The organism is Bifidobacterium sp. ESL1133 (genome assembly GCF_058107325.1).
Genome location: NZ_JBYLUI010000001.1, coordinates 349904 through 365198, shown reverse-complemented (window position 1 = coordinate 365198; position 15295 = coordinate 349904). Strand labels below are relative to the sequence as shown.

Annotated in this window: 17 protein-coding genes; 2 read left to right on the top strand and 15 right to left on the bottom strand. The window is 56.3% G+C overall.

Annotated elements, in window-relative coordinates; all coding sequences use genetic code 11:
- Window positions 1-56 precede the first annotated feature (56 nt).
- A complete protein-coding gene (locus AC3B5A_RS01465) occupies window positions 57-404 on the top strand; it encodes an RNA polymerase-binding protein RbpA (protein WP_489798250.1) in 348 nt (115 codons plus the stop codon).
- Window positions 405-512: 108 nt separating this feature from the next.
- Window positions 513-1226 (top strand): HAD hydrolase-like protein, encoded by a 714-nt coding sequence (locus AC3B5A_RS01460; RefSeq protein ID WP_489798248.1) that lies wholly within the window; start codon window positions 513-515, stop codon window positions 1224-1226.
- Between the two features lie 104 nt (window positions 1227-1330).
- Here AC3B5A_RS01460 and AC3B5A_RS01455 read toward each other — a convergent pair whose 3' ends face one another.
- The 15 genes from AC3B5A_RS01455 to AC3B5A_RS01385 form a co-directional block, all read right to left on the bottom strand.
- Window positions 1331-1720: a hypothetical protein gene (locus AC3B5A_RS01455; protein ID WP_489798247.1), complete on the bottom strand. Its 390-nt coding sequence runs from the start codon at window positions 1718-1720 to the stop codon at window positions 1331-1333.
- Window positions 1721-1805: 85 nt separating this feature from the next.
- Entirely contained in the window at window positions 1806-2411 is a 606-nt protein-coding gene (locus AC3B5A_RS01450; protein WP_489798245.1) for a MerR family transcriptional regulator, read from the bottom strand.
- A gap of 24 nt (window positions 2412-2435) precedes the next feature.
- On the bottom strand, window positions 2436-2873 hold the full coding sequence (locus AC3B5A_RS01445) for an FHA domain-containing protein (protein ID WP_489798243.1): 438 nt from the start codon (window positions 2871-2873) through the stop codon (window positions 2436-2438).
- 88 nt (window positions 2874-2961) lie between these two features.
- Window positions 2962-3585: a CDP-alcohol phosphatidyltransferase family protein gene (locus AC3B5A_RS01440; RefSeq protein ID WP_489798242.1), complete on the bottom strand. Its 624-nt coding sequence runs from the start codon at window positions 3583-3585 to the stop codon at window positions 2962-2964.
- A 9-nt stretch (window positions 3586-3594) separates the two neighbouring features.
- Window positions 3595-4443, bottom strand: a complete 849-nt coding sequence (hisG, locus tag AC3B5A_RS01435) for an ATP phosphoribosyltransferase (protein ID WP_489798240.1) — start codon at window positions 4441-4443, stop codon at window positions 3595-3597.
- Between the two features lie 64 nt (window positions 4444-4507).
- Window positions 4508-4771, bottom strand: a complete 264-nt coding sequence (locus AC3B5A_RS01430; protein ID WP_489798239.1) for a phosphoribosyl-ATP diphosphatase — start codon at window positions 4769-4771, stop codon at window positions 4508-4510.
- 32 nt (window positions 4772-4803) lie between these two features.
- Window positions 4804-5469, bottom strand: a complete 666-nt coding sequence (rpe, locus tag AC3B5A_RS01425) for a ribulose-phosphate 3-epimerase (protein ID WP_489798237.1) — start codon at window positions 5467-5469, stop codon at window positions 4804-4806.
- Window positions 5470-5626: 157 nt separating this feature from the next.
- A complete protein-coding gene (gene lgt, locus AC3B5A_RS01420; protein ID WP_489798235.1) occupies window positions 5627-6547 on the bottom strand; it encodes a prolipoprotein diacylglyceryl transferase in 921 nt (306 codons plus the stop codon).
- A gap of 64 nt (window positions 6548-6611) precedes the next feature.
- Window positions 6612-7553 carry a tryptophan synthase subunit alpha gene (gene trpA / locus AC3B5A_RS01415; protein WP_489798234.1) on the bottom strand — a complete coding sequence of 314 codons (942 nt, stop codon included), beginning with the start codon at window positions 7551-7553 and terminating at the stop codon, window positions 6612-6614.
- A 5-nt stretch (window positions 7554-7558) separates the two neighbouring features.
- Complete coding sequence (locus AC3B5A_RS01410; RefSeq protein WP_489798232.1) at window positions 7559-9694, bottom strand: bifunctional indole-3-glycerol phosphate synthase/tryptophan synthase subunit beta; 2136 nt, start codon at window positions 9692-9694, stop codon at window positions 7559-7561.
- Window positions 9695-9766: 72 nt separating this feature from the next.
- Entirely contained in the window at window positions 9767-11341 is a 1575-nt protein-coding gene (gene trpE, locus AC3B5A_RS01405; RefSeq protein ID WP_489798231.1) for an anthranilate synthase component I, read from the bottom strand.
- A 106-nt stretch (window positions 11342-11447) separates the two neighbouring features.
- Window positions 11448-11828, bottom strand: a complete 381-nt coding sequence (hisI, locus tag AC3B5A_RS01400; RefSeq protein WP_489798503.1) for a phosphoribosyl-AMP cyclohydrolase — start codon at window positions 11826-11828, stop codon at window positions 11448-11450.
- 86 nt (window positions 11829-11914) lie between these two features.
- Entirely contained in the window at window positions 11915-12685 is a 771-nt protein-coding gene (gene hisF / locus AC3B5A_RS01395; RefSeq protein WP_489798230.1) for an imidazole glycerol phosphate synthase subunit HisF, read from the bottom strand.
- 216 nt (window positions 12686-12901) lie between these two features.
- Window positions 12902-14077, bottom strand: a complete 1176-nt coding sequence (gene rlmN / locus AC3B5A_RS01390) for a dual-specificity RNA methyltransferase RlmN (protein ID WP_489798501.1) — start codon at window positions 14075-14077, stop codon at window positions 12902-12904.
- A gap of 177 nt (window positions 14078-14254) precedes the next feature.
- A complete protein-coding gene (locus tag AC3B5A_RS01385) occupies window positions 14255-15271 on the bottom strand; it encodes a phosphatidate cytidylyltransferase (RefSeq protein ID WP_489798229.1) in 1017 nt (338 codons plus the stop codon).
- Window positions 15272-15295: the final 24 nt, after the last annotated feature.

Genomic DNA, 15295 nt, shown 5'->3' with positions numbered 1-15295 from the left:
TATCGCTCGTCCGAACGGTTCTGTAGCTTAGAAATAGGAAACATAGAGGAGGAAACATGGCAGAACGCAGTCTGCGTGGCATGAGTATTGGCGCGAAATCTTTGGAGTCCGACAATAATGTCGATTTTGCAGAACGCAACGACGTTGTGTATGTCTGCCCAAAGGGTCACCGTACCATTCTGCCGTTTGCCGAAGGTGCCGAAGCGCCCAATGAGTGGGAATGCCGCTGTGGCGAGACCGCCAAGCTTGAGAATCGTGACGAGTCGCAGGAAGACGAGATTCATAAGCCCACACGCACGCACTGGGACATGCTCACCGAGCGGCGCAGCGAGGAAGAGCTCAAGGAACTGCTTGACAAGCGTTTGGAGATGCACCGCGACGGCTGGTTCCCAGACTACGAGTAATGCACAGTATAAGATGGCGGCCTGTCGATATCTTCGGTAGGCCGCCGTTTGGTATCTGATGCGCAATGAACTCGTTTCGGACCGAATAACTGACATAAGGAGTCAACAGTGGATTCAAAGCATCGTCAGGTGGTTTTGCTGGACCTCGATGGCACACTGACACGTTCACATCCCGGAATTATCGGTAGCATCGTCCATGCTTATCATGATTTGGAACTTGAGGTGCCCAGTGACGCAGAACTGTTGAGATTTATCGGCCCTCCGATTCCGGTTTCATTGCGCCGCAACCATGTACCCGAACGGTTTATCGACCAGTTCGTCACAACATACCGCAGCTATTACACCAGCAAGGCCGTGTTTGACGACCCGTTGCACCCGGGCAGTAAGGTGCCAGGACGGTTCTATAACAGTGTCTATGACGGTATTGAAACACAGCTCGACCGTCTCAAAAACGATGGTTTTGTGCTGGCTTTGGCCAGCTGCAAGCCAGAAGTTCAGGCAACAAGCATTTGCGAGCATTTCGGTCTCTCTGCGTACCTGGATGGCGTATTTGGCGCCAGCACAGATGCATCACGCACCACGAAGGCTCAGGTTGTCCGTTATGCCTGTGAATCCATCGGATTTGATAAGAACAAAGATGCCGCATTGATGGTCGGAGATCGTTCTGACGACGTGGATGGGTCCAAGGAATCTAGCATTGACTGCATTGGGTGCCGCTGGGGCTATGCGGAGCCCGGTGAGCTCGAAGAGCATGGCGCCATTGATGTTGTAGACAATGTTGACGAACTGGCCGGTCGAGTCGAAACGTATTTTGCTCGGTAACAAAGTGTGCTGCAATGCAAGTCTATTATTACCGATAATGTACGTTATGTCAGATTGGATATAGAATCAACCTTCCCCAGATACGTACACTTACGTATCTGCTCCTATTCTTGATGATGCACTGCTCCAAGACGCGCATCCATGGTGTCTCGATACGCACGGCTCGCTTGCAGGTACATCAATACGAACTGCGCCGCGACCATCAGCGCAAGCACGAGTGCAGATGGCAGCCAGACGGTGCCATATATCGCTCTGCCGCGTTCAGAACAAGCATCTTTGACAAACACATACACGAAGTATGGCATTACGCACATAACCGCAGAAACGACCTGCATGGCAATGACCGACCAGGCCACCGGCTGCACACAGTGCGCTCTCTTTCGCTTCGAAACAGTGAATTCGCCATTAACAGCACATATGGCACACACTCCGAGTCCCCAGAGCAGAGCAACAGCCCACAGCGCACCAGGCAGAACGTCCATCATTGAAGCCACTTCCCTACTGTAATATATTTATACCACATATGACATAATATATGTAATATATACAATCTTCGTACTGCGACAAACCAGCCGTCACTTAGGCTTGCATCTGCCGTTGTTCATGCTGGAGCGCGAGTTTGCGCCGCATGCGTTCCGCCGCCAAATCATCGATCGGACGCCCGGCGCTCTTCGTAGAGGCCACTTGGGTCAGATCGACGAACGGCTCCTGCTCAAGCGCCTCATCAACTTGTCGCCACAGCGCCTCAACCGAGACGGCGAACACAGCGGTTCCTTGTTGCACAATGTCCAACAGTTCACTGCTGCTCTTGCATTCCTTGACACTTGCACCGTCGCAGATGACAGTGAGATGAGAGAGCTCCGCCGTGGTTTTCGAGCGCATGAAACCGATAGCCGCGGTCACGTTCTGCAAGTTGACACCAGTGTCCAGCAGCCGCTTGGCAACCGCCAGAATCAGTACATCCCGGAATGAGTACAGTCTACGAGACCCCGAACCATGAGACGGTGTGATAGAAGGCTCCAATATCTGCTTGCTTGCCCAGTAGTCAAGCTGGCGGTAGGTGATGCCTGCCACCTTCGATGCCACCGGGCCACGGTACCCCCTGGTTACCGGTTCGTCGTCAAGCGCGGCGAACAACTCCCCCTGCACCGCCTGCATGTGATGCTGTGTATGGCCTGTCGTCATGGTCTGCCCTGGTTGAGGTACAAGCTATGCCACGCTCGTGGGCCTGGTGAAGAACACCAAACGGAACTTGCCAATCATCAGCTCGTCTCCGTTGTTCAGCACCGCTCTGTCCACACGCTGACGGTTCACGTAGGTACCGTTAAGGCTGCCGGCATCCACGATTTCGAAATGACCGTTGACCCTCTCAAATGTAGCATGCGCTCGAGAGACGGTGGAATCGTCGAGCAAGATGTCAGCATGCGGATCACGCCCCACACTTACCTTGTCCTCATCGAGAAGGTAGCGTGAGCCGGATACCGCGCCACGTGTGGAAATCAAGAGGGCGGAACCTGGACTCAGCTGGGCCATGGTATCCAGATCGTCTTGGGTCAGAGGCCGGTCCGCCGTGCCGGTAACGGGAATATTGAGAGCGGGCATGCCAATGATGGTTGTCTCGCCTGCGCTTGGAATCGATTGTGCCATGACTCTATTCTACCCGGACTGCATACCTAATCAGCAAGTGCCACGCCAATGCATGTGTATTTTCTTCCCTTACGCCAGCAACACGCCCTCATGATTCGCTGTGCCAGCCGTTCTTCCGGTCTGTTCTAATCAGCGAAACACCTTGGCGGATGTAGATATACCCGGCGATCCAGTAAAGCACCACGCCCCAGATGCCACACGCTATCCCGATGAAGTGAATGATGCTGGTGAACGTGGAAAACCACAGGTCCGCAAAGATAAGCAGAGCGATGGAAATCATCAACAGAGCCGTGCCCGCTTTGCCGACGAAGTTTACCGGCAGCGGACCGTACTCGTGCTGTGCAAGCACTACGATGAGCACCAGCAGCGTCACATCGCGCAGCCCGACCACAATGAGCATCCACCATGGGATGATGTGCGCCACGCCCAAGGCCAGAATGCTGCATAGAATGAGCAGACGGTCAGCGATGGGGTCGAGAATCTGTCCAATCTTGCTCACTTGATTGAACGAACGGGCGATGATGCCGTCAAGACCGTCAGAAGCTGCGGAAATGGCCAGCACGATGAGTGCCTCGACCATCTTGTGCTGGGATGTCAGATAGGCAATGAACGGAATCGAGACGATACGCAACACGCTGATGAGATTGGGAATGGTGAACCAGATATCACGCGCATCAGGGCTGTACTTGCTCAATTTGTCAGGGAGTTTCATACGTGCCTGCTATATCCTCGAAGCCTGAAGTGCCGTAACGATGATACCGCGGGCACCAATATCGTACAGCTGGTCCATCAGCAGATTCACTTGTGCCTTGGGCACCATCACACGCATGGCCACCCACTGCTTGTCATGCAATGGGGAGATGGTGGGACTCTCCAAGCCAGGAGTGATGTGCACGGCGGCGCTCACCTTGTCTGCAGGAATGTCGAAATCCATCAGCACGTAGTGGCGCGCGGTGAGGACTCCTTGCAGACGCCGCTGCAACGTCACCAGACCCGGGTTGTCCTGCGCGTGAGGAGAGCGAATGAGCACGGCTTGCGATTCCAGGATGGGATCGGCGAAGATGCGCAGGCCGGCATTGTGCAGAGTGGTACCAGTGGAGACCACATCCGCGATGAGATCGGCCACGCCAAGCTCCACAGACGATTCCACTGCACCATCCAAGTGAATGATTTCGGCATGCAGACCGTGCTGATGCAGGTAGTCTCTCACTAATTTGTCGAACGAGCTAGCCACACGCTTGCCGTCGATGTCCTTGAGATCACGGATATCCGAATCTTCCGGAGCGGCAAAGCGGAATGTGGAGTTACCGAAGCCCAATTCCATGAATTCCTGCGCCCGCGTTTCCGAGTTGAGGAGCATGTCTCTGCCGGTGATACCGACATCGACCGCGCCACGGCCCACATATACGGCGATGTCAAGCGGACGCAAGTAGAACAGTTCTACGTCGTTCTCTCGGTCCGTCACCACCAGCTGGCGGGTGTTGCTGCGCAGCGCATACCCGGACTCTTTGAGCAAATCCCATGCGGGTTCGGACAGCATTCCCTTGTTGGGCACCGCGATTCTCAGCATCGTATCTTCTCTCCCCTTTTATGCACGCTGTACGGCTGCTGCCGGCAGCAACCTACGGCATGTTCTACAAGTTTCGGTAGATGTCCTCGAGCGTGATGCCTCGATCAATCATCATGACCTGCAGATGGTAGATAAGCTGACTCATCTCCTCTGCGGTGCGGTCTGCACCTTCGTATTCGGCTGCAATCCAGGTCTCCCCTGCCTCTTCGACGATTTTCTTGCCGATGAAGTGCGTGCCCGACTCCAATTCGGCCACCGTTTTGGACGATGCGTCCTTGGTACGCGCCTTGTCGCTGAGTTCGGCGAATAACGATTCAAACGTCTTCATGAAAGTCTCTCCCGCTTGTAATTGCAGTACGCTTAGGCCTGATACGCTTGCTCTGCAAGATCTCGAATGCTGTCAATTGCCTGAGCGCGGTCCTCGGCGCCGTACACGGCCGAGCCGGCCACCAGCACATCCGCACCTGCTTGGGCGACCGTTTGTGCAGTGGCTGGGCTTACGCCACCGTCCACCTGAATGCGGGTGCTAAGGCCACGCCTGGTAATCTCATCGCGCAGACGGCGAACCTTGCCCATCTGGTTCGCCAAGAACTTCTGGCCTCCGAATCCTGGTTCAACGGTCATGATCAGAATCATGTCGAACTCGTCGAGGATGTCGAAAATCGGCTCCACAGGCTCGGCAGGACGCACTGCGAAGCAAGCTTTGCATCCCATGTCGTGCAGCTGGCGGGCCAGACGCACCGGCGCATGCACCGCGCCCATGTGGAAGCTGACAGAGCTGGCACCCAGCTTGGCGTATTCCGGTGCCCAGCGGTCGGGATCCTCGATCATGAGATGCACGTCCACCGGCAGGTCGGTCACCTGGCAGATGCGTTCCACGATAGGCTCACCGAGGGTGAGGTTAGGCACGAAATGATGGTCCATCACGTCAACATGGACCATGTCGGCATGGTCGATGGCCTTGAGGTCTCTCTCAAGATTACAGAAATCGGCAGATAGGATACTCGGTGCAATTGCAATGGTCATAAGCAATCATTCTATGCAAGGTGAACGACGAGTGCGGGCATGTGTCCAGCTTGCGGCCAGTCGGCTTGAAAACCCTTATTGCCCGGTGCTCCGAGATGCTGCATACGCGACAAGTGGAACAACTTCAGCAACACACATTCTCAAGCACTCCTCATTCTCAGACGGCTTGACCAGATCGCTCCTGTGCAGCGGCCTGAGATTCTGCCTCGGTTATGGTGCGCAGCCGCTCGGCAAGCTCATAGGTAGGCTTTCCCAAGCGCTGCACAGCTGCAAAAGCGGCGACACCGAGGATGAATACGCATATGGAAACCCACACATTGACACGTACTCCCAGAATCTCGTGGGCAAAGTCGATACGCAGCGCTTCGATCCATGTACGTCCGGCGGTGTACCACATGATGTACAACGTGAACAGGGAACCGGCCTTGAGTTTGGCGACGAGTTTGCGCCCCACCCACACCAGTATGAGTGCGCCGATGAGATTCCAAATCATTTCGTACAGGAACGTGGGATGGAACAAGGTTCCTTGCGGGCAGGTCTGTCCGTCATAGCATTGCTCGGTACTGCCGATGGCCGTTCCGACATTGTTCAGTTTCAGACCCCACGGCAGTTTGGTAGGCGCGCCATACAGTTCTTGGTTAAACCAGTTACCCAGTCGCCCTATGGCCTGAGCCACAAGCAGGCCGGGGGCAAGAGCGTCGGCGAGCAGTGCCGTGGGATAGCGCTTGTGCCGGCACCAAGCCCACGCGGCTAGGCCTCCGAACAGCACACCTCCCCAAATGCCCAGTCCACCGTTCCATATCTTGAAAATCTCAACGAAACTGCCACTGGGCCCGAAGAAGCGCTCCGGTGTGGTAACGACGTGGTAGAGCCGCGCACCTACGATGCCGGTCGGTACCACAACCAACGTGGTGTCAAGAATCTGGTCGAAGCTGCCTCCCAGTCGCTTCCAGCGCACTGTGGTAGTCCAAACGGCAAGTACGATGCCAAGCAGGATGCACAATGCGTAGAAGCGAACGGTGAACGGCCCTATATTGAATTGGGAAATCGACGGTGAAGGTATGTAAGCCTGTGTCATGGAAGACATACTACACTCCCCTCAACGAACGCCGTTTGCTCCAAAAGCGTCTGCAAGGAAGACGTTACCGTCGTGCCCGCGCCACGCCTTGCGCCAATTCCTCGGTCTTTGCCGCCAACGCGCGCAAACCTGTGGCTGAATCAAGGGGCTTGGTGGCAGACTCGTCTAGCAAGGTATGCACGAGAGCGGAACCCACGATTACACCATCAGCATAAGCTCCAACAGTGGATGCCTGCTCGGCATTGGAAACTCCGATACCAACACACACGTGCTGCGCCCCGGCCTGACGCACACGAGCCACAAGTTGCTCTGGAGTTGACGACAACGAGGCACGCTCGCCGGTCACGCCCATACGAGATGCGGCATAGACGAAGCCACGATGGTTACGTGCCACCGTGCGCAGCCTCTCATCGCTGGAGTCCGGAGAAACAAGGAAAATGCGATCCAGACCATGGCGCTCCGAAGACTCGAACCAGTCACCGGCTTCGTCAGGGATCAGATCAGGGGTGACCAGCCCAGCTCCCCCGGCATTCTCGAAGTCCGCGGCGAAACGTTCGACGCCATAATGGAAGATGAGATTCCAATAGCCCATAATTACCGGTATCTTGCCGGTGTTCGCCACCGCTTCCACAGCTCTGAACACATCGGCTATGCGCTCGCCGGCCTCGAGTGCCACCCTGGACGCGGTTTGAATGACAGGACCATCCATCACCGGGTCAGTGTACGGCAGACCGATTTCCACGATGTCGGCACCATGGCGAGCCAGAGTCTCGCACGCGGTCACCGAGACCTGCGGATCCGGGAATCCATAGGGCAGATAGCCGATGAACGCTGGGCGGCCGTCGTTGAGGCACTGGTCGATGCATGCAGCGGTTGCGCTCGTACGCTTGGAAAAGCCGAGTGGCTGAGGTGCCTGCGAACAAGCGTCACCGGAGCCTTGCGTTGAGACACCTGTGGATTGCTCACCAGAGGGTGCGGTATTGCGTGTTGAAGTTGCATTGATCATCGCGATCATCGGCTCCCTTCAGTGTGGGTGTCTGGCTGCTCATGAACGCTTTCCTGCGACACGGAGGTTCCCTCGGCCGCATTGGCGTCCAACGCACGGCTTTGTTCATCGGTAAGGAAACCGAACCACTTGCCGGCCGTGGCCACGTCCTTGTCTCCTCGCCCTGAGATGTTGATGATGATGTTGGGGTCCTGCTGCCCCCTGGCCTTCAGGTCTGCCGCGGCTTTATACGCACCGGCTACGGCGTGAGAGGACTCGATGGCCGGAATGATGCCTTCGGTCTCGCACAGGTCTTTGAACGCGCTCATGGCTTCATCGTCGGTGGCCCACATATAGTTGACGCGACCGATTTCCTTGAGCCATGCGTGTTCCGGTCCGACCGATGCGTAGTCAAGCCCTGCGGAGATGGAGTAGGTGTCGAGGGTCTGCCCTTCGCTGTTTTCCAGCAGATAGGATTTCGTCCCCTGGAAGAGACCGAGCTGACCGGTGCCTGGAGTCAGTCGAATGGCATGTTCACCGGATTGAGGTCCATGCCCACCGGCCTCGAAACCGTACAAGCGTACTCGCTCGTCATCGAGGAAAGCGTTCATCACACCGATGGCGTTCGACCCTCCTCCCACACAGGCGCAGATGGCGTCTGGGTGGTCAATGCCGAAGTCGTCGTTCAACTGGCGTTGCGCTTCTTCTCCGATGATTTTCTGGAAATCTCGCACCATCGACGGGAAGGGATGCGGCCCTGCCACAGTGCCGAGCAGGTAGTGAGTATCCTCCACGTTGGTCACCCAGTCGCGCAGCGCTTCATTGATGGCATCCTTCAAAATCTTGGTGCCTTGTGTCACCTCGACCACTTCGGCGCCCAGCATGCGCATACGGGCCACGTTGAGAGCCTGGCGTCTTGCATCGATCTGCCCCATGTAGATGCGGCATTTCAGACCGAACATGGCGCACACCGTCGCGGTGGCCACGCCATGCTGTCCGGCTCCGGTCTCGGCAATAACACGAGTTTTGCCCATACGCTTGACGAGCAGCGCCTGACCCAGCGCATTGTTGATCTTGTGAGCACCGGTGTGATTCAAGTCTTCACGTTTGAGGAACACACGCGCGTTGATTCCGGTACGCTCGTTCAGACGTGCAGCGAATCTTGGCGCTTCGGTAAGCGGCGAGGGCCGGCCTACATACTGTCGGCTCAGGCGTGCAAACTCATTTTGGAATGCCGGGTCGTGCCGAGCCTGCTCATAGGTTTCGCTCAGCTCGTCGAGTGCTCCGATAAGTGCCTCAGGCACGTAACGGCCACCAAACCGACCGAAGTAGGGTCCCTCGTGCTTGCTCAATGGCATGGATTGCGATGCTTTGACCTTGGCTCCGGCAGCGACCAGATGTTCCACTGCAAGCGTGTGGTCTTGGGCGGTGGCAACTCCCTCTCCAACCAGTACGGCATCGGCCCCGGCACGCGCATAATCCTCGAGCTCCACACTTCCGAATACGCCAGACTCCGCTACTTTAATAACATTATCGGGGAGATTTTCGGCCAGTTCGGTGTACTTGCCAACGTCAACGCTCAAATCCTTGAGATTGCGCGCATTGATGCCTATGACATCCGCACCGGCAGCCACCGCTCGCTCGATCTCTTCCCGAGTGTGGGCTTCTACCAGTACGGTCATACCCAAATGTTGTGCCAATTGCAGCAGTTCACGCAGTGTCTCATCGTCCAGTGCGGCAACGATGAGCAGAATCATGTCGGCGCCGTGGGCGCGAGATTCCCATACTTGATATTCGGTGGTAATGAAGTCTTTGCGCAACACGGGAATATGCACGGCGGCACGCACCTGATCAAAGTCTTCAAGCGATCCGAGGAATTTGCGACCTTCGGTGAGCACTGAAATAGCCGAGGCTCCACCACGCTCATACTCTTTTGCCAGTGCGGCCGGATCGGGAATGTCTCCCAAATGGCCTTTGGAAGGCGAGGCACGCTTGATCTCGGCGATGACGGGGATACCGTCGTTGCGGCGGAGCCATCGCGCGGCATCGATAGGTGTCGGCGCCTGATGCGCCAGCTGTTGTAACGTTTCCAGCGGAGTGTGCTGTTCACGTTCGTGCATGTCTTCAACGGCTCCTGCCGTCAATTCGTCGAGTACTGACATAGCTGCCTCCTTCTTGGCTCTCAGCATAGCCTCAACCGCCGCCCGAAGTAGGGCAATGACCACAATGCGGCATTATGCGTGCGGTGTCGATTCCACAGTGCGCAACTGTGCCGCGACTTGTATCGCTTTGACACTCGCCGCTGCTTTGTTTCGGCTTTCCTGCCATTCCGACGCCGGTACCGAATCCAGCACGATACCGGCTCCGGACTGTACGTATGCCCGATGGTTACGCAGGAACGCCGTACGAATGGCGATGGCCATATCCATATTCCCGGCAAAATCGAAGTATCCTATGGTGCCGCCATAAATACCCCGGTCGGCAGGTTCCAACTCGTCAATGATCTGCACGGCACGAGTCTTCGGCGCTCCGGAAAGAGTGCCTGCAGGGAACGCCGACATGAATGCGGAGAATGCATTCACCTCATCGCGCAGCGTACCGGTAACAGTGGAGCATAGATGGGTAATGTTGCTGAACCGCTCAACGTCCATCAGAGACACCACAGCCACACTACTTGGTTCGCACACACGGCTCAGATCGTTGCGGGACAAGTCCACGAGCATAATATGCTCGCTGCGTTCCTTGTCATCGGCAAGCAGTTCTTCGACAAGCCGCTCGTCCTCTTCCACCGTAGCGCCACGAGGGCGAGATCCGGCAATGGGGAATGTCATCACCTCACGGTCCTCTACTTTGATGAGCGTCTCGGGGCTGGATCCGACAATGTTGAACACACTGCCGTCCACTGCGGTAAGGGCAAAGAAATACATGTAAGGGCTGGGGTTGATGGTGCGCAACACCCGGTATACGTCGAACGGATCGGCCGGAGAATCCACTTCCAATCGTTGCGAAATCACCACTTGGAACACATCGCCATCTACCACATGGCGTTTGGCCTCTTCCACCTGACGCTCGAATTCGTCCCGCTCGGTGCGGAACTCCAGTTGTGGCTGTGGCACGGAAGAATCAAGTACATTGACCTGCGCCTCACCGCATGCAGGCGTGGCAGCTAAACGCTGCATGTCGTCCAGACGGTGCAACGCATCCTGATATGCCTCACTCTCTCGCGTAGACTGATTGTCAAAATTGACCGCGTTGGCAATGAGCCACAATGTGCCTGTGGCGTGATCGACCACCGCCATATCGGTAGCCAACGCCAGTGCAAGCTCCGGCTGACCTGTCTCATCTGGTGCATCACCGGCAGTAGCCGGCTCCCAGTGGCGCATGGCATCCCATCCCACCGAACCGACCAGTCCTCCAGTCAAATTCGGCAATCCCTCTATCTTGGGTGAGGTCAGTATATCTAATGTCCGCTTGGCCACGTCCACAGCGTCGCCATGCTGCGGCACCCCTAGTGGCACCTCGCCTAGCCAGTGCGCTTGACCGCTGTTCGAGCGTAATTGCGCGATGGAACGCACACCGATAAAACTGTACCGGTTCCACGTTCCCGCTACATCTGCAGATTCGAGGATGAACGAACCGCTGCGCCCTTGACCAAGCCTCTCATACAGACCCACCGGTGTGAGCGAATCTGCAAGTAATTTACGTACCACAGGTACGATGCGATACTGCTGTTCGGCCAGATCATGAAACCCGTCCCGTGAAGGCCATGTATCGCCCCATTCAAGGTGTGCAACGCTGCAATCGTTCATATTCCCCTCCTCATAAATTTCTCTTGTTCATACATGGTACCTTATTACATCCATAAAATGAAACTGATTTAAGAAATTTCATAGATTTTGATGCATATATAGTGTTTTAATCCGGTCTCTCTCCAACCATAGCAGGAAGTTCTCCCCCGGCCACAAAACACGATCGCGCACCGGTGTGGCACGCTGCACCGACCTGATCGACCTCAATCAACAGCGCGTCACCGTCACAGTCCAAAGAGACACGTTTAACGTACTGCGCATGCCCGGACGTATCTCCCTTGCGCCAATACTCCTGACGAGAACGGGACCAGAACGTGACACGACCACTGGATAACGTACGGCGCAACGCCTCATCGTTCATGTATCCCACCATCAGCACCTCTCGCGAGTCATACTGCTGAACAACGGCAGCGACCAAGCCCGCACTGTCACGCTTGAGTCGCGAAGCGATTGACTCATCGAGTCGATTGCCACCGCCGACAAGCACCTGCCCAGTCTGCTCTTCACCCACTATTGCTCCTTCGCTCCCTGTAGTTCATATGCCTTCGATCCACCGCGCGGCGATATTGCCGGTCAGCGAACCGTATGCCCATGCGCACGCAACGTTTGTTTGACCTGCCCAATAGTCAACTTGCCATAGTGAAACACCGAGGCCGCTAACACCGCATCGGCACCAGCCTCAATGGCAGGCGGAAAATCCTCCAGCTTGCCGGCTCCACCGCTGGCAATGAGCGGCACCGTCACAGCGCGGCGAACAGCCGAAATCATCGGGATATCAAAACCATCCTGCGTGCCGTCGGCGTCCATGGAATTCAGCAGAATCTCGCCCACACCAAGCTCCTGTGCTTTACGAGCCCATTGCACTGCATCAATGCCTGTGGACTGGCGACCGCCCATAGTGGTCACCTCGAACCCCGACTCGGTACGTTGCTCCCCACGCTCACGACGGGCATCCACAGACAGTACCAGCACTTGGTTGCCAAACCGACGAGCCACATCGCTGATAAGCTCGGGATGATTGATGGCAGCGGTGTTCACACTCACCTTGTCGGCTCCGCAGCGCAATAATGCATCCACATCTTCGCTACTGCGCACGCCGCCACCAACAGTGAGCGGGATGAAAAGCTGACCAGCGGTGCGCTCCACTACGTCGAACATCGTTCTTCGCTTGCTGCTGGAGGCGGTCACATCGAGGAACGTAAGTTCGTCGGCGCCCTCCTCGTAATAGCGCGAGGCAAGCTCCACCGGATCTCCGGCATCGCGTAGATGCTCAAAGTGAACGCCTTTGACCACGCGGCCGTCGTCGACGTCCAGGCAAGGAATGACACGCACTGCTACTGTCATGATGTTCTCCGGTTTGCGCTCGCTCGAAAATACGCTATCCAGTATATGCCATCGAGGTTGCATTCATGCCATGCGTTTCACATGCCAGACGCATGGCTTACACAACACCGGAAGATTGGTCTTTGGGAGAATATTCCAACATCCATCGCACGGCATGACGAACTATGCAGTTTCCCACACACAGGCCAACGGAGCTGCGTCAAGCATTACTACTGTTTATGCTACGTGAATGGTTTTGGCGGCGAGCTGACCACATGCACCGTCTATGTCGGAACCGCGCGTATCTCTCAAGGTAGCGGTAATGCCCCGTTGATGCAGAATATCGAGGAACCGCTGCTCATCCTCAGGCTTGGACGCTGTCCATTTGGAACCTTCGATCGGGTTGAGCGGAATAGGGTTGACATGCGCCCAATTGTCGCCGTAGTGGTTCAAACGCTTGGCCAGCAGTTCCGCATGCTCGGCCTGGTCGTTGATACCGCGCATGAGCGCATATTCGATGCTTACACGCCTCTTTGACGCCAAATAGTAATCATGGGCGGCGTCAAGCACTTTTGTGGTGTCAAACCGTTGGTTCATCGGTACCAGCTCGTCGCGCAGCTTGTCACTTGGAGCGTGCAGCGACACTGCCAAGCGCAACGGAATGCCCTCCTGTGTCAGTTTCTTGATGCCGGGCACCACTCCCACAGTGGAAACCGTGATGTTGCGTGCCGAAATACCAAAGCCCTCTGGGGCGGCGGCGCTGATCTGCCGCACAGCCTTCATGACCGCCTTATAGTTGCCCATCGGCTCGCCCATGCCCATGAACACCACGTTGCTCAAACGCCCAGGTCCGCCGGCAATGTCTCCCTCGGCCATGGCTTTGGCCGCCACGCGCACCTGTTCAAGAATCTCGCCGGCCGACATATTGCGTGTCAGTCCCAGACGCCCGGTAGCGCAGAATGGGCAATCCATGCCACAGCCCACCTGGCTGGAGATGCACAGCGTGGCGCGGTTCGGATAGCGCATGAGCACTGATTCGATACGTGAGCCGTCGAACAGTTCCCACAGCGTTTTCACCGTCATGCCCTCATCGGCAACTTGACGGGTCACCTCGGTGATGAGCGTCGGGAAGAAGGCCTGTTTGGCTTCCTCTCGCTTCGAGGCGGGAAAGTCAGTGAAGCTTTCCGCCTCGGTATCGAAGTGGCTGAAATAATGGTTGGCAAGCTGCTTGACACGGAACTTCGGCAGGCCGAGACGCTGTGCGGTCTCTACACGTTCTTCCTCGGTCATGTCTACGAAATGCACGGGAGGTTTGCCGCGCCGAGCATGGTTCTTGGCCAGCACGTCGCGGAACGCGCCTTTGGTACCCCCTTGGGTGATACCGGTTTCCGGCTCATCCGAATGACCGGTGATATGCTCGCCCGCCTTGGTTCTTTGCTTGCATGAAGCGTTATGCGCCAGTGAATCAGTCACAGTAATCCCATCACAGAAATAAACGAATGTTATCGTACGATGTATTGAGTTCGGCAACGGTCGTCGACAAGCGATTGCTCATTGAACAACAAGACGGCCAAGCCGTAGCATGAATAACTACATGCCAACGCACCACAGCAGCAGTGCAAGGAACGGAGCGCACAGCAGAATCGAGTCGACGCGGTCAATGACCCCGCCGTGCCCCTTGAGCAGATGGCCCATGTCTTTGATACCCATATCACGCTTGAGCATGGAAGCACACAGGTCTCCGAACGTGCCTACCACGCCGACCATCACCCCGATCAGCACCGGCACCCACCAGCGCTGCGCCCACTGCGCCGGGTATGTAAAAGCAAACACGGCAAAAGCACCCACCATGGCGAACACAATGGAGCCGATCAACCCTTCGACGGACTTATGCGGGGAGATTCGCGGGGACAGTTTATGCTTGCCAAGCCAAGCGCCGGCGAACAGACCGCCGGTGTCGCTCAGAGCCGGTAGGAAAATCAGCATAATCGCATGCGCCACCGGGTGACCGTTATATGTCAGCGGGAGGATAATGCAGGAGGCCAGCGCGGTGATATACAGCACAATGAAAGCGGAAACCGACACATTACTCAGCACTCCAGCCGAGGCCTGTGTGTGAGTTGTGTACGAATCAGTCGCGGCAGTATTCGTAGCATCTCCGGAACGTGACTTGCCGGCAACTGCTTTAGCCAGACGTTGCCCCACACGACGTGGTCGCGAAGCTGCGATTACGGTGGCCAACAGCGTAACCATCACACCTGAGACCGCACCCAGCACATGATCGGGCACGTAGTAGGTGGCAAGCAACGTACCCGCCGAGCACACCCACAGCACTACTACCGGAATGTGAAGCCCCAGCACTGCCAAATCAACACGCAATTCCCACAGACCGAGCGTCATGAATACGATGATGAGCAGCACGAAAAGGTCAATGCGCACCAGCAAACAAGCGACGATGATGGCGATAAGCACCACAGCGGTGAGCACCGCCTGAGGCATATTCCGCCCAGCCTTCTCGTTGATTCCCTCAACCGCGGTTTCAACACTACCGCCAGTACGATCCCTGGCAGCCGAACTGTTCTGTCCTGACTCGTTCACTTGGGACATTTCCTTATAGCTTCCACTCCACCC